The organism is Aeromonas aquatica (genome assembly GCF_000764655.1).
GTDB lineage: Bacteria > Pseudomonadota > Gammaproteobacteria > Enterobacterales > Aeromonadaceae > Aeromonas > Aeromonas aquatica.
Genome location: NZ_JRGL01000121.1, coordinates 17,509 through 39,172 on the forward strand (window position 1 = coordinate 17,509; position 21,664 = coordinate 39,172).

Sequence of the window (21,664 nt, forward strand, 5' to 3'; positions counted from 1 at the left end):
CTGAACTGTGGGGGGCAGGCTAACATCGGCCGACTGTTTCGATTAGTATCCATTCATGAGATATACAGTTTCACTGGTGAGACAATGGACTTGAACGCAGCCTTAATCCTCGTGCGCATCGTCGACAAGGGCTCCTTCACCGCCGCCGCCCAGGAGCTGGGGATGACCAAGGCGACGGTCAGCCGCCGCATCGCCGAGCTGGAGCAGCGGCTCGGCGTGCGGCTGCTCTACCGTTCCACCCGCCAGCTCACCCTGACCGAGGCCGGAGAGCAATATTATCTGCGCTGCAGCAAGGCGGTGGAGGAGCTGGCCCAGGCCGAGCTGATGCTGAGCGCCAGCCAGCAGGAGGTGACCGGCACCCTCAAGCTGGCGGTACCCATCGAAACGGGCCAGCTGGTGGTCGGCCGGCTGGTGGCGAATTTCCTGCAAGCCTATCCGGGCCTGCGAGTCGATCTGGAGCTGACCAATCGCATCGTGGATCCCATCAGCGAGGGGCTGGATGCCATAGTGCGGATCGGTGACATGAGCGACTCCAACCTGGCGGCGCGGCGACTGTGGAGCACCGGGCGCCTGCTCTGCGCCAGCCCGGATTATCTGGCGCGCAACCCGGCGATCACCCGACCCGAGGATCTGGTGCAGCACCAGCGGGTGGCGGTCAGCAGCGGCTTTCTGGCCTCTCACTGGTGTTTTGAACTGGATGGGCGCGAGGTGCTGGTGGATCCCCCTTCCCGCTTCCAGGTCAACAACATCACCTGCGCAAGGGAGGCGGCCAAGGCCGGGTTGGGGCTCGCCTCTCTGCCCGCCATGTTGTGCCATGATGAGCTGGCCGAAGGCTCCCTGATGGCCCTGTTGCCGGACTGGCAGCAGCCCAAGGTGCCGATCTATCTGTTGTTCCCCGAGCGGCGGCTGATGCCGCGCAAGTTGCGGGTGTTTATCGATTTCCTGATAGCCAATGGGCCAGAGTACGGTATCGACAACTTGCTGTGAGCGGCGAGGCTGTCAAGGTCGGGACATGAATGAATATGAGCGCACTGTGAGGACAAGACATGGAACAGTGGATTAATCTCTATCGGCTCTCCCACTCGCTGGGAGCTTATGCCTGAGAGGGTGATAGCGCTGGCGCCGATGACCGTATCGACAAGCAGTATTGAGGACAAGACATGGAGCCATGGATCAATTTGTATCGGGCCTCTCACTCGCTGGAAGCTTATGCCCTGAAGGGGGCACTGGAAGTCGAAGGGGTGCTGGTGCGGCTCAGCGGAGAAGGGTTGTCGGGGGCGCTGGGGGAGCTGCCGGTGGATCTGCTGCAGGTCACCCTGCTGGTGCGCGAGCAGGATCGCAGCCGGGCAGGGCGGATCATCGAGCGCTACCAGCAACGCCAGGGCAATGGCTGGCTGTGTGGCCAGTGCGGGGAGGAGAACGGCGCCAACTTCGACATCTGCTGGCGCTGTCATCACGATCCCCACGAGCACTGATTACCCTCATCCTCGAGCTTTCACCCGCCTTATTTGAAGAAGCGTGGGAGAAGGGAGTAAAGAGCACCAATAGGTTGCGAAAAGCGCACCTCAACGCGGGAAGTCGATGTCCTCGCCCGCGTTGGCATCGTGATAGGTCTCCAGATCCAGCTCTCCCTCGCTGCGGGCGATCAACACGGACACCAGAATATCCCCAGATACGTTGACCGTGGTGCGCGCCATGTCCAGCAGGCGATCGATGCCGGCGATCAGCGCCACCCCTTCCAGCGGCAAGCCCACCGCAGTGAGCGTCAGGGTCAGCAGCATCAGCCCGGTGCCCGGAGTGCCGGCGGTGCCGATGCTGGCCAGGGTCGCGATGCTGATGATGGTCAGGTAATCCACCAGGTGCAGATCCACCCCGAAGGCCTGGGCCACGAACAGGGCCGTGACCCCCTGATAGAGGGCGGTGCCGTCCATGTTGATGGTGGCGCCTATGGGCAGTACCTTGGCGGTGATGGCGGGGGAGACCCCGAGTCGGCGCTCGGCGCAGGCCAGGCTGATGGGCAGGGTGCTGCTGCTGGAGCTGCTGGTGAAGGCGATTGCCTGGGCATCCAGGATGCTCTTGAAGTAGTGCAACGGGTTGAGGCGGGCCAGCAGGATCAGCAGGCTGCTGTAAACGCCGAGCACGTGCAGCAGGCAGCCGAGGTAGACGGCACCTATCACCTTGAGTAGCGGCAGCAGCAGATCCAGCCCGTACTTGCCCGTCATCCAGGCCATCAGGGCACAGACGCCGTAGGGCGCCAGCGTCATCACCATCTGGGTCAGCTTGAACATGCCCTCCGCCAGGGAGGTGAAGAACAGGATGGCGGGCCGACCGCGGCGGCCGCTGGCGTTGAGGGCGAGGGCGAGGGCCACCGCGAACACGATCACCTGCAGGATCTTGCCATCCACCATGGCCTGGATCGGGTTGCGCGGCACCAGATGGCTGAGCACGCTGGCCAGGGTCGGTTGCACTACCACACCGGTCCGCTCGTAAGGCCCCATATTGGCACCCATGCCGGGCTCCAGCAGCCAGCCCATCATCAGCCCGATGCAGATGGCGATGGCGGTCGAGCACAGATAGAGGCCGATGGCCTTGCTGCCGATCCGATCCAGGGTCTTGCCCTTGAGCAGGGAGGTGAGGCCGGCGATGACGGAGCAGAAGATGAGGGGCACCATCAGCATCTGTATGGTGTTGACGAACAGGACGCCGATGGGTTTGAGCAGCAATGCCTGCTCACTGAAGCCGAGCCCGAGCCCTATCCCGGTCAGCATGCCGAGCAGGGTCTTCAACCAGAGCGGGCGGCGGGTCCAGATCCGCCAGGGCTTGAGGGCCAATCCATGGAACAGCATGACGCCGATGTCCTTATTTTCTGTCTGCGATGGCAAAAAGGGGCGCTAGTGTAGCCATCCCCTGCCCAGGTTGCCACATTATCGACAAAGCGGTGCTCACGGCCAGCCCGCGGTTGTTAAAAACGCCAATTTATTGGTTTACATCAAGATCGGATTTGGCCATTCCGGCTTTAATGGACATCTGACATGATAATTAACGAGGTTTGAGATGTCCCAGTCGATACATGGTCACGAAGTGATGGAGATGATGCTGACCCAGGATGGCCAGTTTACCCGCGCCAGCCTCAAGCAGGCGATCGACGCGCATTTCGGTGCCGAGGCCCGTTTTCACACCTGCAGCGCCAGCAAGATGGATGCAGAGGCCCTGATCGAACTGCTGGCCAAGCGCGGCAAGTTCATCGAGTCGGAGCAAGGCTTCCAGACCCGCGCCGACAAGATCTGCAATCACGGCTGAGGCCGGCGGCGAGCCGTGTCCTGCGGCTCGCGCAATCTTCTTCCCTTTGTTAGTATTTCCCCCTCTTTTTCTCTGTCGAAGGCTTGGCCCGGGCATTGCCCGTCAATCGTATGGATACTTTCTCCGCTGCCGTCATGTTGTTTCTGATCATGGATCCGCTGGGCAACCTGCCGGTCTTCCTCTCCATTTTGCGCCATGTCGATCCCAAGCGGCGACGCAAGGTGATGATCCGTGAGCTGTTGTTCTCCCTGGCCATCATGCTGGGCTTCCTGTTTGCCGGTCAGCAGATCCTGAGCTTCCTCAATCTGCGCCAGGAGGCGGTGAGCATCGCCGGGGGCATCATCCTGTTCCTCATCGCCATCAAGATGATCTTCCCGACGCCCGGTGGGGTGACCGGGTTGGCCGCCGGCGAGGAGCCCTTCCTGGTGCCCATGGCCATCCCCATGATCGCGGGTCCGTCCATCCTGGCCTCTCTGCTGCTGCTGGCGAACCAGGAGCCGACCCGGATGGCGGACTGGTCGCTGGCCCTGCTGCTGGCCTGGGGCGCCAGCGCCGTGATCCTGATGTTCTACGAGCTGTTCAACAAGCTGCTGGGTGAGCGAGGACTCACCGCAGTGGAGCGGCTGATGGGCATGCTGTTGGTGATGATCTCGGTGCAGATGCTGCTGGACGGCGTGCACCACTATCTGGCGGTGACCGGCCAGAACTGACCGTCAGCATGATGGCGTGAATGAACGGGGCTGCACAGAGCCCCGTTTTTTTGCCTGTGAAACGGCGCACCGGCAGTCAGTGCCGACGCTCAGGATCCTTCGGTCGCTGAGGTCTAGAGCTTGCTCATGATGAGGGCGAGCAGGGTTTCCCGCAGCCAACGGTGGCCCGGATCCTCCTCGTGACTCTGGTGCCAGATCAGCAGGTGGGAGATGCTGTCCAGCGCGATGGGCAGCGGCAGCGGCACCAGCGGGTAGACCTGGGTCGCGTGGCGGGCATAGAGCTTGGAGAGGGTCACTATCATGTTCGAATGCATCCCCATCCGCAGCGCCGCCTCGAACGAGGGCACGGTCGCCTCTATCCGGCGATAGAGATCCTGCTCCGCCAGCTTGTGATCCAGCATCCAGCGATCCCGCCCCTCGCAGTAGGTCTGCACATGGGGATAGGCGAGGTAGCGGGTGAGATCCCATTCGGTTTCGTGCAGCGCCGGGTGATCCTGCTGTACCAGGCAGGTGAGGTCATCGATGGCGAGCAACCGCTGGCAGATGCTGCCGGGCAGGGTGTCGAGCCGGTAGTCGGAGGTGATGCAGTTCTCCCGCACCGTGAAGGCGATGTCTACCTGGCCCTGGCTCATCTCGGTCAGGCTGTGCTCGGTCCACTCCTCGTAGCGCAGCCGGATCCCCGGCGCCTGGCGCTTGAGTTCGCTCAGGTAAAGGGGGGCGAACAGGGTGAAGGCGCTGTCCATGCTGGCGATGACGAACTCACGCTCGGTATGGGCAGGATCGAAATCCGGCGGCTGGATCAGGTTGTCCAGCGACAGCAAGATGGGCTGCAACTGCTGCTGCAGACCGAGGGCGCGGGGAGTGGGCTCCAGCCCGTAGGCGGAGCGCACGAACAGGGGATCGTCGAAGGTGTCCCGCAGGCGGCCCAGGGCCTTGCTGACGGCCGATTGACTCAGGTGCAGGCGGCGGGCGGCCCGGCTGCCATTGCGCTCCTCCAGCAAGACTTGCAGGATAATCAATAAATTAAGGTCTATGCGCCCGAGCTGTTCCAGCAACATGATATGAATCTCCTTCAATTCTTAGATGAATTTATACCATTTGTTTTCATATCTTGGCGACCCTATGCTCGAAACGTCTCACGCCGTTATGGTACTGCTACAGGATGTAGTAGTTGAGGGGGACAAGTAGCACCGATTCGTACGGCGACCATGGGTCGCCGTATTTTTTTTGCCGATTGATTCACAAACTTGCACCTGCCTTGATTTCGCCCAACAATCGCTACGCGTTCTTTTGATACAAGCTATCGATATCAATCAGTCAGGAGCATCCCCATGGGACTCGGTGGAATTCATATCTGGCATTTGTTGATCCTGCTCGTGGTCGTCGTTCTGGTGTTTGGTAGTAAACGCCTGGCCGGCGCCGGAGAGGATCTGGGCACCGCCATCAAGGATTTTCGCAAGGCCTTGCGTAACGATGATACGCAGCCGAAATAAGTAGGAGTTGAATGATGTCTGTAAAAGAGATAGTGCAGGAAACCTGTGAGAGCTGTGGCAGCATGGCCGAGATCGGCACCATCATAGGTGAGGGTGACGAGCTGATGGAGCTGGTGATCGAGGCCGCGACAGAAGCCGATGCTCGCGCCAAGCTGGCGGCCTATGAGGCACTGGCCAAGCAGGTGACTGCCGAGGCCAGCGTCAGCAGCGAGCTGAGCCAGGGTGGCGAGGGCGTGATCCTCAAGGCTCGCCTGCAATTCACCTGCACCGCCGAGAAGCTGATCTTCGAGTTGCGTGCCCGCTCAGTCTGAGCAATCTGATGATACGGCAGGCCCGCCTGCCGTATTGACCCTGCAGCCGCAGCTCCCCGTTCTATAGTGAGTTATCCCACGGACGGCTCGCCCGATACGAGTCGGTCAACAGAAGGAGAGAGGATGCGGCTATGGATCTGGGGCCTGTTGGCCTGCTGGTGTCTTCCTCTGCTGGCGGTGGATCCCCTGCCCCGGCCAGAGAGTACTCCTCCACGCGTAGTGGACGTCAAACCGAAACGCTTGCCCCAACCCGGGGACCTCGAACACATCCTGCAAAAAAAAGAGCTCAGGGCCCTGGTGGTCTATGAACGGGGCTTCTTCTTCTTCGACAAGGGCGCCCAGTACGGCATCCTGGTCAATCAGCTGCAAGGCTTCGAGCGCTGGCTAAACAAGACCTATCTCGCCAAAGAGAAGCTCAAGCTCAAGATCATCTACATCCCGGTCCGTCAGGACAAGCTGCTGGACTATCTCACCGAGGGGCGCGGCGATCTGGTGGCGGCCACCATGACGGTGACGCCGACCCGGCGTGAGCAGGTCACCTTCTCTGCTCCCATCATCTCGCCCATCGAGGAGTGGGTGGTGAGCCAGCGTGCCTTGCCCGGTTTCAACCGTATCACCCAGCTGTCGGGGCGGCGGATCTGGGTGCGGGCCAGCTCCAGCTACTACGAGAGCCTGCACCAGCTCAACTGGCTGTTTCGCGAGCTGGGGCTGCCCCCGGTGTACATAGAGACGGTGCCCGAGTATCTGCAGGACGGAGACCTGATGGAGATGGTGGCCGCCGGCATCATACCGCTGACCGTGACCGACAGCTTCAAGGGGCGGATCTGGCTCGACATGATAGGCGGCCTCAAGGCGCACAAGCTGATCCCGCTGCGAGACAAGGGGCGCAGCGCCTGGGCCTTGCGAAACAACAGCCCCGAGCTGCTCAAGGCGGTAAACGCCTATATCTCGGAGTCAAGCAAGCGCACCCTCTACAGCGACATGACCCTGCGTCGCCTGCTGGCCCAGAGCGAGCAGATGAGCAACATTCTGGCGCCAGACCCGCTGGGGCGGCTGTCGACCATCCGCCAGGTACTCGAGACCCAGGCGGCCAAATACAGGCTGGACTGGCTGATGCTGGCGGCGCTTGGCTACAAGGAGTCGGGGCTCAATCCCAATATCGGCTCCCACGGCGGGGCGGTCGGCATCATGCAACTGCTGCCGAGCACCGGCGGCGTCGTGGGGATCCGCGGGGCCCGACTCAGCAGCCTGGAGGGCAATGTGGAGGCGGCCTGCCGTTACCTGCGGCACATTCTGGATACCTATTTCAACGACCCCGGGATGGACAATATCAATCGTCATCTGTTCGCGCTGGCGGCCTACAACGCGGGCCCGAACCGGGTGCAGGCGTTGCAGGCCAAGGCCAAAGAGAGGGGGCTGGATCCGAACGTCTGGTTTGGCAACGTGGAGCAGCTGGTGGCCAACGAGGTCGGCCAGGGGCCCATCAACTATGTCGGCACCATCTACAAATACTACGTGGCCTATCGTTTCAGTCTGCCTCAGCTGGAGGGCAAGTCCGAGGCTATCTCCGACGCCAAAGAGGCGGTACAACCCTGAGCATTACCCTGAGTGCTGACTCTGATGAGCGGCGCCGGGGGCTTCCCACCCTTGATCCCGGTGTTGCAGATACCAGGGGGCAAGTGGCCTGGCCGGGGTGGGATCCGGTTGGCTGGCCTGGGGCCTATGGCACAGAGAGGGGCGGTCACAGAGTTCCATGGTCGACTCCTTGGCTCGTGGCGATCGGGGGGCTGTCCGGGTTATGCCATGGCCCCATGACAAGGAGATGACGCTTGATCCCCGCCGAATTTGCCCTGCTCGACGATCCTGCCATGGCCCTGAGGGTGCGCTGCCAGCTGATCCGTGGGGCCCGCAGCCGGATCCAGGCCCAGTATTACAGCTGGGAGGAAGACAATAGCGGCAAGCTGCTGTTGTCCGAGCTGCTGCATGCGGCCAGGCGCGGGGTGCGGGTGCAACTGCTCATCGACGACCTCTATGCCGGCGACAACCGTTTCCTGGAGGTGGTGGCCCATCAGCCCGGCATCGAGGTGCGGCTGTTCAATCCGTTCTGGTTCAGGGGCTGGCGTCCGCTGGCCCTGCTGCTCGAAGGCCTGCTCAGCTTTAGACGCATCAACCATCGCATGCACAACAAGCTGTTGCTGGTGGATGGCTGCCAGGGGGTGATCGGTGGCCGCAACATCGGCGATCGCTACTTTGGCCTGGGAGAGGCGCCTCACTTCATCGATCTGGATATCGTCTGCCGGGGGGCCCTCTGCCAGCAGGCCGGGCAGGGCTTCAGTCTGTATTGGCAGAGCCGCTGGAGTCGCCCCATCCGACGCCTGTGGCGACGCGCCCTGCAGCCTGCCGAGATAGCCGCCGTGAACGACTTCCTGCTCACCTTGACCGAGCCGGCGGTGGCTGCCGTCTACGATCTACCCGCCAGCCTGTTCGACGACGAGCCCGTGCCCCTGTGCTGGCATCAGGGTCAGGGCACCTTCTGGTTCGATCGCCCCGGCAAAGGGCTGATCTCCCGACCGACCATGGCAGTCGAGTTGGGGCGCAAGCTGGCCGGCAACCGGGGGGCGCTGCGGTTGGTGAGTCCTTACCTGATCCTGACGCGCGGGCTGCGCCGTCGTCTCAAACGGCAGCGGCAGGCGGGGGTGAGCATCGGGATCCTGACCAACTCCCTGGCCAGCACCGATGTGCCGCTGGTATATGGCGCCTATCGCCGTCATCGCCCCTGGCTGGTGCGGCAGGGAATTACGCTGTTCGAGCTGGAAGGGGATGCGCAGAGCCTGCATGCCAAGCTGATCCTGATGGGAGAGGAGGAGGCACTGCTCGGCAGCTTCAATCTGGATCCCCGCTCCCTGATGCTCAACACCGAGCTGATGTTGCACCTGCGTTGCCCCGCGCTCTGCGCCGAGTTGCAGCAGTGGCTGACGGGCTGGCAGCAGGCCGCCGTGCGGCGGGATGCACCTCATCCTTCGGCGCTGCGACGCCTGCTGGCCCGGTTGAGCAAGGGGTTGTCGTCACTGCATCCCTGGTTGTGAGGGCCAAGCTTGTGCGAGATCTCGCAAAGCCTTGTGCGCCATAGAAGACATTCGTTGCGAGGCGATGTCGAAATAATGCCATATCGCATTGTTTTTAATCATTTTGTGCCAGGACCTGAATCAGGTGGCCCTCAGAGTGATTGCATAGTTGTCTGCAAAAAATGGTTTTTTATTTTATTTAACTGCGTAGTATTTCAACTGCAAGGACAAACACGGTGGCTGGTCTGCCGTGTGGGTGAAGGTGATGAGGGTACTTGGTCGGTCGGATTGCTCCGGCAGACGCCCGGATCGGGAGCGGAAACCCGTGAAGCGGCATCGGTACCCCTTATGGCCGGATCCCAATATGGAACATGCTATTTGCGAGGGGGTGACATGCGAATGTCGCCCCACTTTTTTATCGCGTCCTGTCGCCCTGTGCCCATAAAAAGACCGCCAACGGGCGGTCTCGAATATGGGACATCACATGGACGGTATCAGGCGATGCCGGCCAGCAATCGGCTCCAGTTGCGTTTGCCGGCGAGGAAGCCATCGCGCAGATTGCGATACTCCAACTGCAGCTTGAATCTATCGTAGCGGGCCAGCGCCGTGCGTTTGCGCTGCTCCAGCAGCCGCTTGCGGCTGGCGTAGTAGTGCTGGAGCTGCAGGCTCAGCTTGTCGTACTCCTCTTGCAGCAGTGCCTGCCACAACTCCCGATCCTCTTTCTTGCGCAGCTTCGCCTTTGCGCGTTTAAGCTGCATCTCCAGCTTGGCCAGCTCTATGCGCTCCTCGGGGCAGGCGCGCAGATCCCTGGCCAGCCCGCACCAGGCGGCGCTGCGGATCAGCCACTTGGTGGGATCGTACTGCCACCAGCGGATGCCGTTGCGGTAGTCGTTCTCGAACAGGTGGTGGAAGTTGTGATACCCCTCGCCGAAGGTGAAGAAGGCCAGGATGCCGTTGTCCCGAGCGCTGTTGCGATCGGTGAAGGGCTGGCTGCCCCAGATGTGGGCGAGGGAGTTGATGAAGAAGGTGGTGTGGTGGGTCATCACCATGCGCAGCACCCCGGCCAGCAGCAGCATGCCGAGCAGATCGCCGTGGACCAGGCCAAGCAGCAGCGGGATGCCGATGTTGGTGGCCAGGGTCAAGGCCAGATAGTGCCTGTGCTGGAAGGCGACGATGGCGTTGTTCTGCAGATCCCGCACATTGCTGTAGTCGTGGTAGATCTCGCGCTGGTATTCCCGCAGCATCCAGCCGATGTGGGAGTACCAGAAGCCGCGGCCCGCGCTGTAGGGATCCTTCTGGTTGTCATCCACGTGACGGTGGTGACGGCGGTGATCGGACGACCAGTGCAGTGCCGAGTTTTGCAGGGCGAGGGCACCGCCGATGGCGAAGATCCATTGCAGGATCGGGTGTGCCTTGTAGGTCTTGTGGGACCAGAGTCGGTGGTAACCGGCGGTGATGGAGATGCCGCAGTAGCAGAACAACAGCAGGAAGCAGATCCACTGCCAGAGGTCGTAGCCGTGAGTCATGCCGTACCAGGGCACGGCGATCAGTGCCGCCAGCCCGGAGAGGGCAAACAGCAGGGTGTTGCTCATGATGATCGGGGGGCGGTCCATTTTACTCGGCTCCTTTCAGCGAACAGCTGTTCACTATTCTCCATTGAGCCGGAATGCGGGTCAATGGTAAAAAAGTCGGAGACAAACCTGATCCCGGCCCCCCCTTCGGGTTATCATTTGGCCTCGCTAACCTCAAGGTGACTGTATTTCGTGGGTATTCGCGCGCAACAAAAAGAAAAAACCCGGCGTACGCTGATCGACGCGGCGTTCAGTCAACTCTGTGCCAACCGCAGCTTCTCCAACCTCAGCCTGCGGGAAGTCGCGCGGGAGGCGGGCATAGCGCCGACCTCCTTCTACCGTCATTTCCGCGACATGGAAGAGCTGGGGCTGACCCTGGTGGACGAGGGGGGGCTGACCCTGCGTCAGCTGATGCGTCAGGCCCGCCAGCGCATCGCCGGCGGCGGCAGCGTCATCAGCACCTCGGTGCAGACCTTCATGGAGTTTGTCGAAAACAACCCGAACATCTTCCGCTTGCTGCTGCGTGAGCGCTCCGGTACCTCGGCGGCCTTCCGTCAGGCGGTGGCGCGCGAGATCCAGCACTTCATCGCCGAGCTGACCGACTATCTGGAGGCGACCACGGAGGCGCCACGGGAGGAGGCCTACATCCAGGCCGAAGCCATGGTCACCATCGTCTTCAGCGCCGGTGCCGACGCCCTCGACATGACCAGCGAGGAGTGCAAGGCGCTCTCCGATCGCACCATCAGTCAGCTGCGCATCATCGCCATGGGTGCCGAGGTCCAGAACCGCAAGCGCCGCGAACCCCTCTCTTAAGCCAAGGATGAACAGTCCATGCATGAACCGAACGCTATCCCCAAGAAACCCTTGTTGCTGGCCCTGCTCATCGGGATCTGTGGGGATGCCTTCCTGTCGGTACTGACCGAATCGGCCGTGCCCTTCTCCTTCTTCCCCCTGATCGCCCTGCTGCTGGCGGCCTATCAGCTCTACCAGCACTATCGCCACGAGCCCATGGTGGGGAATACCCCTATCTGTATGATCCTTAGTTTTTTCATCGGCGTTTTTGGTCATTCGGCGCTGATCAAGGTGCAATATCCGGAACTGGGCAGCAACTTCTTCTCCCTGATCGCCATGTTGCTGTTGCTCGCCGCGCTCTCCATCAAACTCGGCATCAGCGTGGGGAAAAAAGTGAAGGAGTGACGAGTCACTCCTTCAGACAGTGTCAGGATGTAAGGCGCCTGCCTCAGTCGGCTTGAGGGGGCGTCCAGCCCTTCTGCTTGGCATCAATGATGGCCTGCAGCTTGGCGCGAATATCCATCATGCCGAACACCCCGAAGACCAGTACCTGGGTGAATTCGAGGCGAGTCACCGGGAAGTAGGGCTTGCAGGCGGCCTTGATCAGGCTGGCCTGTACCCAGTGCATCAGGGCCACGATCAGGCCGCAGACCGGCAGAAAGCCGTTCAACTTGCCCGGCAAGGTACCAAACAGGGCGAGCACCACCCCCAGCCAGAAGAACAGCAAGACGCCCATCGCCAACAGATTAAACACGCGCTTCATCGTTTACCTCCCTTACATAGAGCTGATAGCAGACCTGATCTGATCGACCTGCTTGTCCTTGAGTAGTTGCCCAAATCGACGGGGAGGGGCCCATAGCCCATTTCCCCTCCCGTACGGTGTTTAAACCGCAGCGTCATTCTTGGTGTCCCGCAGATAAAGTTGATAGCAGACCTGACCGGCTTGTTTGTCCTTGAGTAATTGCCAGCTGGCGGGCAGGGCTAGATCCCCCATCTCCTTCTCCCGCTCAAGATAGATGAGCGCGTCCGGCGCCAGCCAGCCACGTTGTTCCAGCAGTTCGCACACCTGGGGCAGCAACTCGCGGCGAAAGGGCGGATCGAGGAACACCAGATCGAACGGCGTCGCCGGGCCTTGCAGCCAGCTCACCGCATCGGTCTGGATCACACTCCCCTGCTGGCTGCCAAGGGCGACCAGATTCTTTTTGAGCTGATCGGCGGCGCCCTTGTCCATCTCGACCAGGGTCACCTGCTCGGCATAACGGGACAGCGCCTCCAGCCCCAGACCGCCGCTGCCGGCAAACAAGTCGAGGCAGCGGGTGCCGCGCACATGGGGAGCCAGCCAGTTGAAGATGGTCTCCTTGATGCGATCCGTGGTCGGCCTGAGACCATCCAGGTCCCTGACCGGCAATTTGCGACCCTTCCACTGACCGCTGATGATTCTTACAACACCCGCTTTTCCCTGCGGAATTGGGCTTTTATTGGGGCTGTTACGGCTGGATTTCACTCTGGGCATCGCGTTTCGTCGTCAGAAAATAAAGTGTTAGTATAAGGCGGTTCATTTTTATGCCGACCCACCGAGGGACGGCTATCTTAGCAGTCAGCCAACGAAGTGAGTATTTTTTAGATGGCAAAAGGTTTGTTTTCCTGGCTGGGTTTCGGCCGCAAGAAAGAAGAGGCTGAGGCCGTCCAACCACAGGCCCCGGAAGCCACCCCGGTTATCGCCGAGCCTGAGGCCCCCGTTGCCTCCGCTCCCGCTGCTGATATCCCCCTGACCGGGGCTCCTGCCGCACAGCCCGAGGCTTCGCTGGCGATGCCGGACGAAGGCCCGCTGGTGGTGGAAGAGCCTGAGGCCGAGCTCGAGCCCGTCATCGTCAATGAGGCGCTGCTCGTTGATGGGGCCGCCGAAGAAGCGGCTCGCGTGGCCGCCGAGGCGCAGGCTTTGGAAGCGACTCGTATTGCCGCCGAGACAGAGGCTTTGGAAGCCGCCCGCGTTGCTGCCGAGGCAGAGGCTGTGGAAGCTGCTCGCGCTGCCGCCGAGGCTGAGGCTTTGGAAGCGGCTCGTGTGGCCGCCGAGGCAGAGGCTGTGGAAGCCGCCCGCGTTGCTGCCGAGGCAGAGGCGCTGGAAGCCGCTCGCGCTGCCGCCGAGGCAGAGGCTGCGGAAGCCGCTCGCGTTGCCGCCGAGGCGCAGGCTCTGGAAGCCGCCCGTGTTGCCGCCGAAGCAGAGGCTGTGGAAGCCGCCCGTGTTGCCGCCGAAGCTCAGGCTGTGGAAGCTGCCCGTGTTGCCGCCGAGGCAGAGGCTGTGGAAGCTGCTCGTGTTGCCGCCGAAGCTCAGGCTGTGGAAGCGGCTCGCATTGCCGCCGAAGCCCAGGCTGCCGAAGAGGCTCGTATCGCCAAAGAGGCCCAGAGAGCGGAAGATCTTCGTCTGGTCGCCGAGATGGAGGCGGAGGCCGCCGCCCTGGCCGCCTTGCCGCTGGCCGCCCAGGTGGACGACGACACTCAGGACAAGCCGCAGCGAGAGGGCTTCTTCGCCCGCCTCAAGCGCAGCCTAGTGCGCACCAAAGAAAATATAGGTTCAGGTTTCTTCGGCCTGTTCCGTGGCAAGAAGATCGACGACGAGCTGTTCGAGGAGCTGGAGACCCAGCTGCTGACGGCGGATCTCGGGGTCGACACCACCAGTCGCATCATCGACGGTCTGATCAAGCATGCGGATCGCAAGCAGCTCAAGGATGCCGAGGCGCTCTACGGCCTGCTCAAGCAGGACATGGGCGAGATACTGGCTCAGGTCGAGAAGCCGCTGGTCATCGACACCAGCAAGAAGCCCTATGTGATCCTGATGGTCGGCGTTAACGGGGTGGGCAAGACCACCACCATCGGCAAGCTGGCCAAGCAGTTCCAGGCCGAGGGCAAGAGCGTCATGCTGGCCGCCGGCGATACCTTCCGCGCCGCCGCCGTCGAGCAGCTGCAGGTGTGGGGTCAACGCAACAACATTCCGGTCATCGCCCAGCATACCGGCGCCGACTCCGCCTCCGTCATCTATGATGCCATCGAGGCCGCCCGCTCCCGCGGCGCCGACGTGCTGATCGCCGATACCGCCGGCCGCCTGCAGAACAAGAGCAACCTGATGGAAGAGCTCAAGAAGGTGGTGCGGGTGATGAAGAAGCTGGATCAAGAGGCGCCGCACGAGATCATGCTGACCCTGGATGCGGGCACCGGCCAGAATGCCCTGAGCCAGGCCAAGCTGTTCAGCGAAGCGGTGGGCCTGACCGGCATCACCCTCACCAAGCTGGACGGTACCGCCAAGGGCGGGATCATCTTCGCGATGGCGGACAAGTTCCAGATCCCGATCCGTTACATCGGGGTGGGCGAGGGGATAGACGATCTGCGTCCCTTCGTCGCCAACGACTTTATCGAGGCACTGTTCAGTCGCGATGAGTAAGCTCAGGCATGATCAGTAAACGCCACAGGCCCCGACTCTGGTCGGGGTTTGTCAATGTCAGGGATCCGTTATGATTCGTTTCGATAAGGTCAGCAAGGTATACAGCGGCGGCCACCAGGCGCTGCAGAAGGTCAGCTTTCACCTGCGCAAGGGGGAGATGGCCTTCCTGACCGGCCACTCGGGGGCGGGCAAGAGTACCCTGCTCAAGCTCATCAGCGTGATGGAGCGGCCGACCGATGGCCGGGTCTTCTTCCACGGCGATGACGTCAGCCAGATCAAGCGGGGCCAGATCCCCTATGTGCGCCGCCAGATCGGCATGATCTTCCAGGATCACCGGCTGCTGATGGACAGAACCGTGTTCGACAACGTGGCGCTGCCGCTGGTGATCGACGGCTACAGCCATGCCGACATCAACAAGCGGGTGGCGGCGGCGCTGGACAAGGTCGGCCTGCTCGGCAAGGAGCGCTACCAGCCACGCATGCTGTCCGGTGGTGAACAGCAGCGGGTCGGCATCGCCCGCGCCATCGTCAACAAGCCGCCGCTGCTGCTGGCGGATGAGCCGACCGGCAACCTGGATCCCCAGCTCTCCATGGACATCATGCGGCTGTTCGAGGAGTTCAACCGCTTCGGGGTCTCGGTGCTGATCGCAACCCACGATCTCGGGCTCATCGCCCGCATGCGTTACCGCACCCTGACCCTCAAGGCGGGTCGCATGTATTCGCAAGAGCAGGAGGAGAGCTGATGGCCATCGTTCGTCATAAACAACCTTTGCTCCGGCGGCTGGGCATGTACTGGGTGGATCACGCCCGCCAGGCCTTCTCCAGCATGGGCGAGCTGTGGCGCAATCCGCTCGCCTCCCTGATGACGCTGGCGGTGCTCGGTGTCAGCCTGGCGCTGCCGTCCTGCTTCCACGTGTTGCTGAAGAATGCCGAGATAGTGGAGGGCAGCTGGCAGACCAGCTCCCAGATCTCCCTCTATCTGCGCAAGGATCTGCCGGAGCAGAGCATCCTCGACATGAAGCAGCGGATCCTGCTCTACCCCGAGGTGGAGTCCGTCACTTACATGAACCGGGACGAGGCACTGAAGGAGTTTCGCGAGATCTCCGGCTTCGGCGATGCCCTCGATTATCTCGACAGCAACCCGCTGCCGCCTGTGCTGAGCGTGATCCCGGATCCACGCTGGCAGAACCCTGACGGCGCCGCCGAACTGCTCGCCAAACTGGAAAATGAACCCGGCGTCGAGCAGGGCAAGCTGGATCTGCAGTGGCTGACCCGGCTGCAAGGCATCATGAACCTGCTGCGTCACACCATCACCGGCATCGCCGTGCTGCTGCTCTCCGCCGTGCTGCTGATCGTCGGCAACACCCTGCGCCTGAATATCCTCAACCAGCGTTCAGAGATCGAGGTGCTCAAGCTGGTGGGGGCGACCGATGCCTTCATTCACCGTCCCTTCCTCTATACCGGCATCTGGTTCGGGGTCATCGGTGGCATGTTGGCCTGGTGGCTGACCGAGGTGATGGTGATCTGGAGTGAGGGGGTGGTGAAGGAGCTGGCCGGGCTCTACAACAGCAACTTCCGGCTGGTGGGGATGGGGGCGTTCGATGGCTTCAATCTGATACTGCTCGGTGCTATTTTGGGGCTGATTGCGTCCTGGTTCTCGGTGCACAGGCACATTCGCGACATAGAACCCTCTTGATTGATTTTTCATCGCAGCAAAGCACTGGATTTTGAGAACTGGATCAAGTAAAAGAGTTGCCCGTTTCTGGCACAGCTCCAGTTCAGGGAGTAATCTGAACGATACTGCTCTGCAGGCGTCGCTGGATCCTAGGAAGGATCTTGGGAACCTTCTGATTTATAAGCAGTCTATCTAGTGCGACAGAATGTATACGGGTGTGGCCCTCTGCCTTGCTCGTCTGACTTGGCAAGCATGTGAAGGTTGCGAGCTCCGCAACAATGGACTTAGCATGCTACTTTTCGGGGGTCCTTCACTGTGACCCCCTTTTTTTGACTGTTCATTTATGATTCATCCCGTCGGCATAAGATAAGCCGGGTTCACGCTGGGGCTGATGTTTGACTTATGTTTGACGTGAGCCGCAGAATGGCTCCCGGTCGGTAGACAGACCCTCTCAGGGTGTTAGACTGGTTCGATTGAAAAGTAAGAGGTAGCACATGGGAACTTCATTGCAGCGCACTATGGCTCTGATTCCGCAAGGTAGTCTGGAAGGCTATATCCAGGCAGTTAACTCGATTCCTGTGCTGAGCGCAGAGGAAGAGCGTGAACTGGCGACGCGCTTGCAGCAGGGTGGCGATCTCGAGGCTGCCCGTCAGCTGGTCATGTCACATCTGCGTTTTGTCGTTCACGTGGCCAAAAGCTACGCCGGTTATGGCCTGCCTCAGGCCGATCTGGTGCAGGAAGGCAATATCGGTCTGATGAAGGCGGTCAAGCGCTTCGACCCGAGCGTCGGGGTACGGCTGGTCTCCTTCGCAGTGCACTGGATCAAGGCCGAGATCCACGAATATGTCCTGCGCAACTGGCGCATGGTCAAGGTGGCGACTACCAAGGCGCAGCGCAAGCTGTTCTTCAACCTGCGTAAATCCAAGAAGCGTCTGGGCTGGTTCAGCCACGACGAGGTGCAGGCCGTGGCCGCCGAGCTGGGGGTCTCCCCGACCGATGTGACCGAGATGGAAGCACGGATGAGCAACTACGATCAGGCCTTCGACCTGGTCGGTGATGATGAAGATGAAGGTGGCTTCGCCCCGGTTCATTATCTGGAAGACAAGTCCTCGGATCTCGCTGCCACCATAGAGAGCGACAACTGGGACAACCACGCCACCCGTCGTCTGAGTGCGGCCCTGGCCACCCTGGACGAGCGCAGCCAGCACATCATCCGCGCCCGCTGGCTGGATGAGGAGAGCAAGACCACCTTGCAGGAGCTGGCCGATACTTACGGTGTCTCCGCCGAACGCGTGCGTCAGCTCGAGAAAAATGCTCTCAAGAAGTTGAAGGATGCGATGGACGCCTGAGGGCATTCGCCGAACGCGTGCGTCAGCTTGAGAAGAACGCACTCAAGAAGCTGAAAGACGCCATGGATGCCTGAGGGCATTCTCCAATACAAAGCAGGGCCTGATGGCCCTGTTTTTGTATCCGCGCATCAGATCGGATCTGTTGTTGCGCCTTGCCCCCAATCCCGTCGAATATGGTATGTTGCCGCCATTAACACTCTAGGGAGAGCAGAAGTGAAACTGTTGAACGACCTGTTTACCAATAACCGCGAGTGGGCGGAACGGATCAAGGCCGAGGATCCCGAGTTCTTCGCTACCCTCTCCGCCCAGCAGGCGCCCGAATATCTCTGGATCGGCTGCTCCGACAGCCGGGTCCCCGCCAACCAGCTGATGGGCCTGCTGCCGGGGGATGTCTTCGTCCACCGCAACGTTGCCAATCTGGTGGTACACACCGACTTCAACTGCCTCTCGGTGCTGCAATACGCGGTCGAAGTGCTCAAGGTGAAACACATCATCATCTGCGGCCACTACGGCTGTGGCGGCGTGCGTGCGGCCATGCGCAACGAAGAGCTTGGGCTTATCGACAACTGGCTGCGCAACATCAAGGACGTCTACTTCAAGTATCGTGAGCAGCTGGATGCCATCGAAGATGAGCACGAGCGCCACGACTATCTGTGCGAGCTGAACGTGGCCGAGCAGGTGGCCAATGTCTGCCACACCACCATCATCCAGAACGCCTGGCGCAAGGGCCAGGAGCTGGCGGTGCATGGCTGGATCTACGGCATCAAGGACGGCCTGCTGCACGATCTGGATCTCTGCATCAGCGGCCCGGATCAGATTGCGGATGTCTATCGCGCCTGGCCGGACATGCGTCCGCCTCACCGTCGTCGCTGAGGAACCCATTGGTGGCACCCGCCCTCTATCTGCAGATCAAACAGCACATCCTGGACGGGATCCGCGAACGCCACTATCAGGCAGGCGACAGGATCCCGACCGAGGCCGCCCTGTGCGAACAGTTTGCCGTGAGCCGGATGACGGTCAACAAGGCGCTGCGTGAACTGGTGGCCGAGGGCTGGCTCAATCGCACCGCCGGCTCCGGCAGCTTCGTGGCGGACAGGCGTGCCGAGTCGCCGCTGCTGGCCATTCGCAACATAGCCGACGAGATCACCGAGCGGGGCAGCCAGTACAGCGCCCGGGTGATCCGCCTGCAGCGCCAGGCTGCGGACGAGAAGGTGGCGGTGCGACTGGGTTTGCGGGTCGGGGCGCCCACCTTCCACAGCCTCATCGTCCATCAGGCCGATGGGGAGCCGCTGCAACTGGAGGAGCGTTTCGTCGATGCCGAGCGCCTGCCCGGCTATGGCGAGCAGGACTTCACTAAACAGACACCGAACAGCTATCTGATGGAAGTCTGCCCCCTCTCCGAGATGGAGCACGTGGTGGAAGCCGTGCTGCCGAGCGCTGGCGAGGCGGGCTTGCTGCAGGTGAGGGTTGATACCCCCTGCCTGCTGCTGCACCGCCGCACCTGGTCGGATGGCTTCCTGGTCTCCTACGCCAGGCTGCTCTCGCCAGGCTCCCGCTACAAGCTGAGCTCCAAGACCCGATTGACTTGATTGTATATACATATCTTGTTTTAAGAGCCCACCCATTGGTGGGCTTTTTTGTGCTTAAACTCTAATGAAATCGCTGTTATCAAGATGTGAACTTGATCCTTTCTTTCTCGTCAGAGATCGGCTATAAATTATTGTATATACATTTAGAGGTCGGTATGAACAAGGAACTGTTGAACTGCGAGCGGGTCTGGCTCAACGTGACACCCGCCACCCTGCGCTCCGATCTGGCGGACTACGGTCTGCTGGAACCCCATGCCCTCGGCGTGCATGAAGGCAGGATCCACGCCCTGGTCCCCATGCAGGATCTCAAGGGACCCCATCCCGCCCACTGGCGTGACATGAAGGGCAGGCTGGTGACTCCTGGCCTCATCGACTGCCACACCCACCTCATCTTTGCCGGCAGCCGCGCCGAGGAGTTCGAGCTGCGCCAGCAGGGCGTGCCCTACAGCGACATCGCCCGCAAGGGGGGTGGCATCCTCTCCACCGTACGGGCCACCCGCGCGGCCAGCGAGGATCAGCTCTATGAGCTGGCGGTGCCGAGGATCAAGTCCCTGATCCGGGAAGGGGTCACCACAGTGGAGATCAAGTCCGGCTATGGCCTCACCCTGGTGGACGAGCTCAAGATGCTGCGGGTCGCCCGCCGCCTGGGGGAGGCGCTGCCCATCCGGGTCAAGACCACCTTGCTGGCCGCCCATGCGGTGCCGCCGGAGTACCGCGACGATCCCGACTCCTGGGTCGAGACCATCTGCCAGGAGATCATCCCGGCGGCCGCCGAGGCGGGTCTGGCGGATGCGGTGGATGTCTTCTGCGAGCAGATCGGCTTCTCCCTGGCCCAGACAGAGCAGGTCTATCTGGCGGCGGATCAATACAATCTCGCGGTGAAGGGGCACATGGAGCAGCTCTCCAACTTGGGGGGAAGCACGCTCGCCGCCAACTTCGGTGCCCTCTCGGTGGATCACCTGGAATATCTGGATCAGGACGGGATCCAGGCGCTGGCCCACCGTGGTGTGGTCGCCACCCTTCTCCCCACCGCCTTCTACTTCCTCAAAGAGACCAAGCTGCCGCCGGTCGCCGCCCTGCGCAAGGCGGGGGTGCCCATGGCGGTCTCCTCCGACATCAACCCGGGCACTGCCCCCATCGTCTCCCTGCGCATGGCCATGAACATGGCCTGCACCCTGTTCGGCCTGACCCCGGTCGAGGCCATGGCCGGGGTGACCCGCCACGCCGCCCGGGCGCTCGGCGAGCAGGAGCGTCTGGGGCAGCTGAGAGTGGGCATGCAGGCCGATTTTCTGGTCTGGAATTGCGCCCACCCCTCGGAGATCAGCTACCTGATCGGGGTCGATCAACTGGTCAGCCGGGTTCTCAACGGGGAGGAGACGCTCCATGGATAAGTTCAACGCGGCCGACATGTCGGTCTGGCAGGGGCGCCAGGATCCGGAAGATGGTGAACTGGCCCTGCGCTGGCACAACAAGGTGCAACCCTGGCAAGCAGGCAGCGAGCCCGGCGTGGTGCTGCTCGGTTTTGCCTGTGACGAAGGGGTGCGCCGCAACAAGGGGCGGGTCGGCGCCGCCGCTGCCCCGCTGGCGGTGCGCAAGCTGCTCGCCAACAGCGCCTGGCATCTGAGCCGTCCCGTCCATGACGGCGGCGATCTGGCCTGCGAGGACGGCGATCTCGATGCCGCCCACGACCGTCTGGCGGAGCGGGTCGCCCGTGCGCTGGATCTGGGCCACTTCCCGCTGGTGCTGGGAGGTGGTCACGAGGTGGCCTTCGGTAGCTGGAGCGGCCTCAATCGCCATCTGGGTGGCAAGGGCCGGGTCGGCATCATCAACCTGGATGCTCACTTCGATCTGCGCATGAAGCAGGATCAGGCCAGCTCCGGCACCCCCTTCTTTCAGATTGCCGAGCAGTGCGCCACCCAGGGCTCCTCCTTCCACTACGCCTGTCTCGGGGTGGCCGAGACCGCCAACACGGCGGCCCTGTTCGCTCGCGCCGAGTCGTTGGGGGTCTGGCACGTGCTGGACGAGGCCATGACCCAAGCCGATCTGCCCGAGCTGCTCAATGGGCTCGATGCCTTTATCGCCCGCTGCGATCACCTCTATCTCACCATCGATCTCGATGTGTTACCCGGCGCCGTCATGCCGGGGGTGAGCGCCCCCGCCGCCCGCGGCGTCGAGCTGGCCGTCATCGAACCCCTGATCGCCCATATCCGGGCCAGCGGCAAGCTCAGGCTCGCCGATCTGGCCGAGTACAACCCGAGTCTGGATCTGGACAACCGCAGCGCCCGCGTGGCCGCCCGCCTGATCCATCAACTCACCAAGTAGCCAGCCGACTCGCCGGGTGCCAGCAGCGCCCATGATGGCGGCGACATTGATA

Annotated in this window: 24 protein-coding genes; 18 read left to right on the forward strand and 6 right to left on the reverse strand. The window is 61.8% G+C overall.

Features of this window, described 5'->3' with window-relative positions:
• The first annotated feature begins 84 nt into the window (after positions 1-84).
• Positions 85-987 carry a LysR family transcriptional regulator gene (locus LG30_RS0115640; RefSeq protein WP_033131630.1) on the forward strand — a complete coding sequence of 301 codons (903 nt, stop codon included), beginning with the start codon at positions 85-87 and terminating at the stop codon, positions 985-987.
• 173 nt (positions 988-1,160) lie between these two features.
• Positions 1,161-1,475, forward strand: a complete 315-nt coding sequence (locus tag LG30_RS0115645; protein ID WP_033131631.1) for a putative signal transducing protein — start codon at positions 1,161-1,163, stop codon at positions 1,473-1,475.
• A gap of 90 nt (positions 1,476-1,565) precedes the next feature.
• Here LG30_RS0115645 and LG30_RS0115650 read toward each other — a convergent pair whose 3' ends face one another.
• Entirely contained in the window at positions 1,566-2,846 is a 1,281-nt protein-coding gene (locus LG30_RS0115650) for a dicarboxylate/amino acid:cation symporter (RefSeq protein ID WP_033131632.1), read from the reverse strand.
• A 208-nt stretch (positions 2,847-3,054) separates the two neighbouring features.
• On the opposite strand from LG30_RS0115650, the gene LG30_RS0115655 reads away from it, so the two are divergent.
• Both LG30_RS0115655 and LG30_RS0115660 read left to right on the forward strand, forming a co-directional pair.
• Positions 3,055-3,300: a YecH family metal-binding protein gene (locus LG30_RS0115655; RefSeq protein ID WP_033131633.1), complete on the forward strand. Its 246-nt coding sequence runs from the start codon at positions 3,055-3,057 to the stop codon at positions 3,298-3,300.
• Between the two features lie 110 nt (positions 3,301-3,410).
• Entirely contained in the window at positions 3,411-4,010 is a 600-nt protein-coding gene (locus LG30_RS0115660; protein ID WP_033131634.1) for a YhgN family NAAT transporter, read from the forward strand.
• Between the two features lie 113 nt (positions 4,011-4,123).
• Here LG30_RS0115660 and LG30_RS0115665 read toward each other — a convergent pair whose 3' ends face one another.
• On the reverse strand, positions 4,124-5,068 hold the full coding sequence (locus LG30_RS0115665; protein ID WP_033131635.1) for a LysR substrate-binding domain-containing protein: 945 nt from the start codon (positions 5,066-5,068) through the stop codon (positions 4,124-4,126).
• Between the two features lie 273 nt (positions 5,069-5,341).
• On the opposite strand from LG30_RS0115665, the gene tatA reads away from it, so the two are divergent.
• The 3 genes from tatA (at position 5,342) to LG30_RS0115680 (ending at position 7,410) form a co-directional block, all read left to right on the forward strand.
• Positions 5,342-5,503, forward strand: a complete 162-nt coding sequence (gene tatA / locus LG30_RS0115670; protein WP_033131636.1) for a twin-arginine translocase TatA/TatE family subunit — start codon at positions 5,342-5,344, stop codon at positions 5,501-5,503.
• Between the two features lie 14 nt (positions 5,504-5,517).
• Positions 5,518-5,814: a YfcZ/YiiS family protein gene (locus LG30_RS0115675; RefSeq protein WP_033131637.1), complete on the forward strand. Its 297-nt coding sequence runs from the start codon at positions 5,518-5,520 to the stop codon at positions 5,812-5,814.
• A gap of 123 nt (positions 5,815-5,937) precedes the next feature.
• Positions 5,938-7,410, forward strand: coding sequence for an MltF family protein (locus LG30_RS0115680; RefSeq protein ID WP_033131638.1), 1,473 nt, complete (start codon positions 5,938-5,940; stop codon positions 7,408-7,410).
• A 3-nt stretch (positions 7,411-7,413) separates the two neighbouring features.
• On the opposite strand, the gene LG30_RS22575 is transcribed toward LG30_RS0115680, so the two are convergent.
• Positions 7,414-7,569, reverse strand: a complete 156-nt coding sequence (locus LG30_RS22575; RefSeq protein WP_193354280.1) for a hypothetical protein — start codon at positions 7,567-7,569, stop codon at positions 7,414-7,416.
• 74 nt (positions 7,570-7,643) lie between these two features.
• On the opposite strand from LG30_RS22575, the gene LG30_RS0115685 reads away from it, so the two are divergent.
• The gene (locus LG30_RS0115685) at positions 7,644-8,900 is read left to right on the forward strand and encodes a phospholipase D family protein (RefSeq protein ID WP_033131639.1); all 1,257 of its coding nucleotides are present in this window, start codon (positions 7,644-7,646) and stop codon (positions 8,898-8,900) included.
• 473 nt (positions 8,901-9,373) lie between these two features.
• On the opposite strand, the gene LG30_RS0115690 is transcribed toward LG30_RS0115685, so the two are convergent.
• Positions 9,374-10,492, reverse strand: a complete 1,119-nt coding sequence (locus LG30_RS0115690) for an acyl-CoA desaturase (RefSeq protein WP_033131640.1) — start codon at positions 10,490-10,492, stop codon at positions 9,374-9,376.
• A gap of 150 nt (positions 10,493-10,642) precedes the next feature.
• On the opposite strand from LG30_RS0115690, the gene fabR reads away from it, so the two are divergent.
• Positions 10,643-11,263 carry an HTH-type transcriptional repressor FabR gene (gene fabR / locus LG30_RS0115695; RefSeq protein ID WP_033131641.1) on the forward strand — a complete coding sequence of 207 codons (621 nt, stop codon included), beginning with the start codon at positions 10,643-10,645 and terminating at the stop codon, positions 11,261-11,263.
• An 18-nt stretch (positions 11,264-11,281) separates the two neighbouring features.
• Complete coding sequence (locus LG30_RS0115700) at positions 11,282-11,647, forward strand: YijD family membrane protein (RefSeq protein WP_033131642.1); 366 nt, start codon at positions 11,282-11,284, stop codon at positions 11,645-11,647.
• Between the two features lie 43 nt (positions 11,648-11,690).
• Here the strand turns inward: LG30_RS0115700 and LG30_RS0115705 are convergent, their stop codons facing one another.
• Both LG30_RS0115705 and rsmD read right to left on the reverse strand, forming a co-directional pair.
• A complete protein-coding gene (locus LG30_RS0115705; RefSeq protein WP_033131643.1) occupies positions 11,691-12,005 on the reverse strand; it encodes a DUF1145 domain-containing protein in 315 nt (104 codons plus the stop codon).
• A 120-nt stretch (positions 12,006-12,125) separates the two neighbouring features.
• Positions 12,126-12,755: a 16S rRNA (guanine(966)-N(2))-methyltransferase RsmD gene (gene rsmD, locus LG30_RS0115710; protein ID WP_033131644.1), complete on the reverse strand. Its 630-nt coding sequence runs from the start codon at positions 12,753-12,755 to the stop codon at positions 12,126-12,128.
• A 111-nt stretch (positions 12,756-12,866) separates the two neighbouring features.
• Between rsmD and ftsY the strand changes: the two genes are divergently transcribed.
• From ftsY to hutG, 8 genes are all read left to right on the forward strand, one after another.
• On the forward strand, positions 12,867-14,678 hold the full coding sequence (gene ftsY / locus LG30_RS0115715; protein WP_033131645.1) for a signal recognition particle-docking protein FtsY: 1,812 nt from the start codon (positions 12,867-12,869) through the stop codon (positions 14,676-14,678).
• Between the two features lie 70 nt (positions 14,679-14,748).
• Complete coding sequence (ftsE, locus tag LG30_RS0115720) at positions 14,749-15,420, forward strand: cell division ATP-binding protein FtsE (RefSeq protein WP_033131646.1); 672 nt, start codon at positions 14,749-14,751, stop codon at positions 15,418-15,420.
• Positions 15,420-16,373: a permease-like cell division protein FtsX gene (ftsX, locus tag LG30_RS0115725; RefSeq protein WP_033131647.1), complete on the forward strand. Its 954-nt coding sequence runs from the start codon at positions 15,420-15,422 to the stop codon at positions 16,371-16,373. The genes ftsE and ftsX overlap by 1 nt, the downstream gene beginning before the upstream one ends.
• A gap of 473 nt (positions 16,374-16,846) precedes the next feature.
• Complete coding sequence (rpoH, locus tag LG30_RS0115730) at positions 16,847-17,701, forward strand: RNA polymerase sigma factor RpoH (RefSeq protein ID WP_033131648.1); 855 nt, start codon at positions 16,847-16,849, stop codon at positions 17,699-17,701.
• A 213-nt stretch (positions 17,702-17,914) separates the two neighbouring features.
• Positions 17,915-18,574: a carbonate dehydratase gene (can, locus tag LG30_RS0115735; RefSeq protein WP_033131649.1), complete on the forward strand. Its 660-nt coding sequence runs from the start codon at positions 17,915-17,917 to the stop codon at positions 18,572-18,574.
• 11 nt (positions 18,575-18,585) lie between these two features.
• Positions 18,586-19,290 carry a histidine utilization repressor gene (hutC, locus tag LG30_RS0115740; protein ID WP_033131688.1) on the forward strand — a complete coding sequence of 235 codons (705 nt, stop codon included), beginning with the start codon at positions 18,586-18,588 and terminating at the stop codon, positions 19,288-19,290.
• A 155-nt stretch (positions 19,291-19,445) separates the two neighbouring features.
• On the forward strand, positions 19,446-20,681 hold the full coding sequence (gene hutI, locus LG30_RS0115745; protein ID WP_033131650.1) for an imidazolonepropionase: 1,236 nt from the start codon (positions 19,446-19,448) through the stop codon (positions 20,679-20,681).
• Complete coding sequence (gene hutG, locus LG30_RS0115750; RefSeq protein WP_033131651.1) at positions 20,674-21,612, forward strand: formimidoylglutamase; 939 nt, start codon at positions 20,674-20,676, stop codon at positions 21,610-21,612. The genes hutI and hutG overlap by 8 nt, the downstream gene beginning before the upstream one ends.
• Positions 21,613-21,664 lie beyond the last annotated feature (52 nt).

Coding starts and splice junctions, on each gene's coding strand:
- LG30_RS0115665 (WP_033131635.1), bottom strand. CDS start 5,068: ATGTTGCTGGAACAGCTCGGGCGCATAGACCTTAATTTATTGATTATC.
- hutG (WP_033131651.1), top strand. CDS start 20,674: ATGGATAAGTTCAACGCGGCCGACATGTCGGTCTGGCAGGGGCGCCAG.
- ftsX (WP_033131647.1), top strand. CDS start 15,420: ATGGCCATCGTTCGTCATAAACAACCTTTGCTCCGGCGGCTGGGCATG.
- LG30_RS0115645 (WP_033131631.1), top strand. CDS start 1,161: ATGGAGCCATGGATCAATTTGTATCGGGCCTCTCACTCGCTGGAAGCT.
- LG30_RS0115675 (WP_033131637.1), top strand. CDS start 5,518: ATGTCTGTAAAAGAGATAGTGCAGGAAACCTGTGAGAGCTGTGGCAGC.
- LG30_RS0115705 (WP_033131643.1), bottom strand. CDS start 12,005: ATGAAGCGCGTGTTTAATCTGTTGGCGATGGGCGTCTTGCTGTTCTTC.
- LG30_RS0115655 (WP_033131633.1), top strand. CDS start 3,055: ATGTCCCAGTCGATACATGGTCACGAAGTGATGGAGATGATGCTGACC.
- LG30_RS0115640 (WP_033131630.1), top strand. CDS start 85: ATGGACTTGAACGCAGCCTTAATCCTCGTGCGCATCGTCGACAAGGGC.
- LG30_RS22575 (WP_193354280.1), bottom strand. CDS start 7,569: ATGGAACTCTGTGACCGCCCCTCTCTGTGCCATAGGCCCCAGGCCAGC.
- hutI (WP_033131650.1), top strand. CDS start 19,446: ATGAACAAGGAACTGTTGAACTGCGAGCGGGTCTGGCTCAACGTGACA.
- ftsE (WP_033131646.1), top strand. CDS start 14,749: ATGATTCGTTTCGATAAGGTCAGCAAGGTATACAGCGGCGGCCACCAG.
- LG30_RS0115650 (WP_033131632.1), bottom strand. CDS start 2,846: ATGCTGTTCCATGGATTGGCCCTCAAGCCCTGGCGGATCTGGACCCGC.
- LG30_RS0115700 (WP_033131642.1), top strand. CDS start 11,282: ATGCATGAACCGAACGCTATCCCCAAGAAACCCTTGTTGCTGGCCCTG.
- LG30_RS0115680 (WP_033131638.1), top strand. CDS start 5,938: ATGCGGCTATGGATCTGGGGCCTGTTGGCCTGCTGGTGTCTTCCTCTG.
- LG30_RS0115690 (WP_033131640.1), bottom strand. CDS start 10,492: ATGGACCGCCCCCCGATCATCATGAGCAACACCCTGCTGTTTGCCCTC.
- rpoH (WP_033131648.1), top strand. CDS start 16,847: ATGGGAACTTCATTGCAGCGCACTATGGCTCTGATTCCGCAAGGTAGT.
- ftsY (WP_033131645.1), top strand. CDS start 12,867: ATGGCAAAAGGTTTGTTTTCCTGGCTGGGTTTCGGCCGCAAGAAAGAA.
- tatA (WP_033131636.1), top strand. CDS start 5,342: ATGGGACTCGGTGGAATTCATATCTGGCATTTGTTGATCCTGCTCGTG.
- rsmD (WP_033131644.1), bottom strand. CDS start 12,755: ATGCCCAGAGTGAAATCCAGCCGTAACAGCCCCAATAAAAGCCCAATT.
- LG30_RS0115660 (WP_033131634.1), top strand. CDS start 3,411: ATGGATACTTTCTCCGCTGCCGTCATGTTGTTTCTGATCATGGATCCG.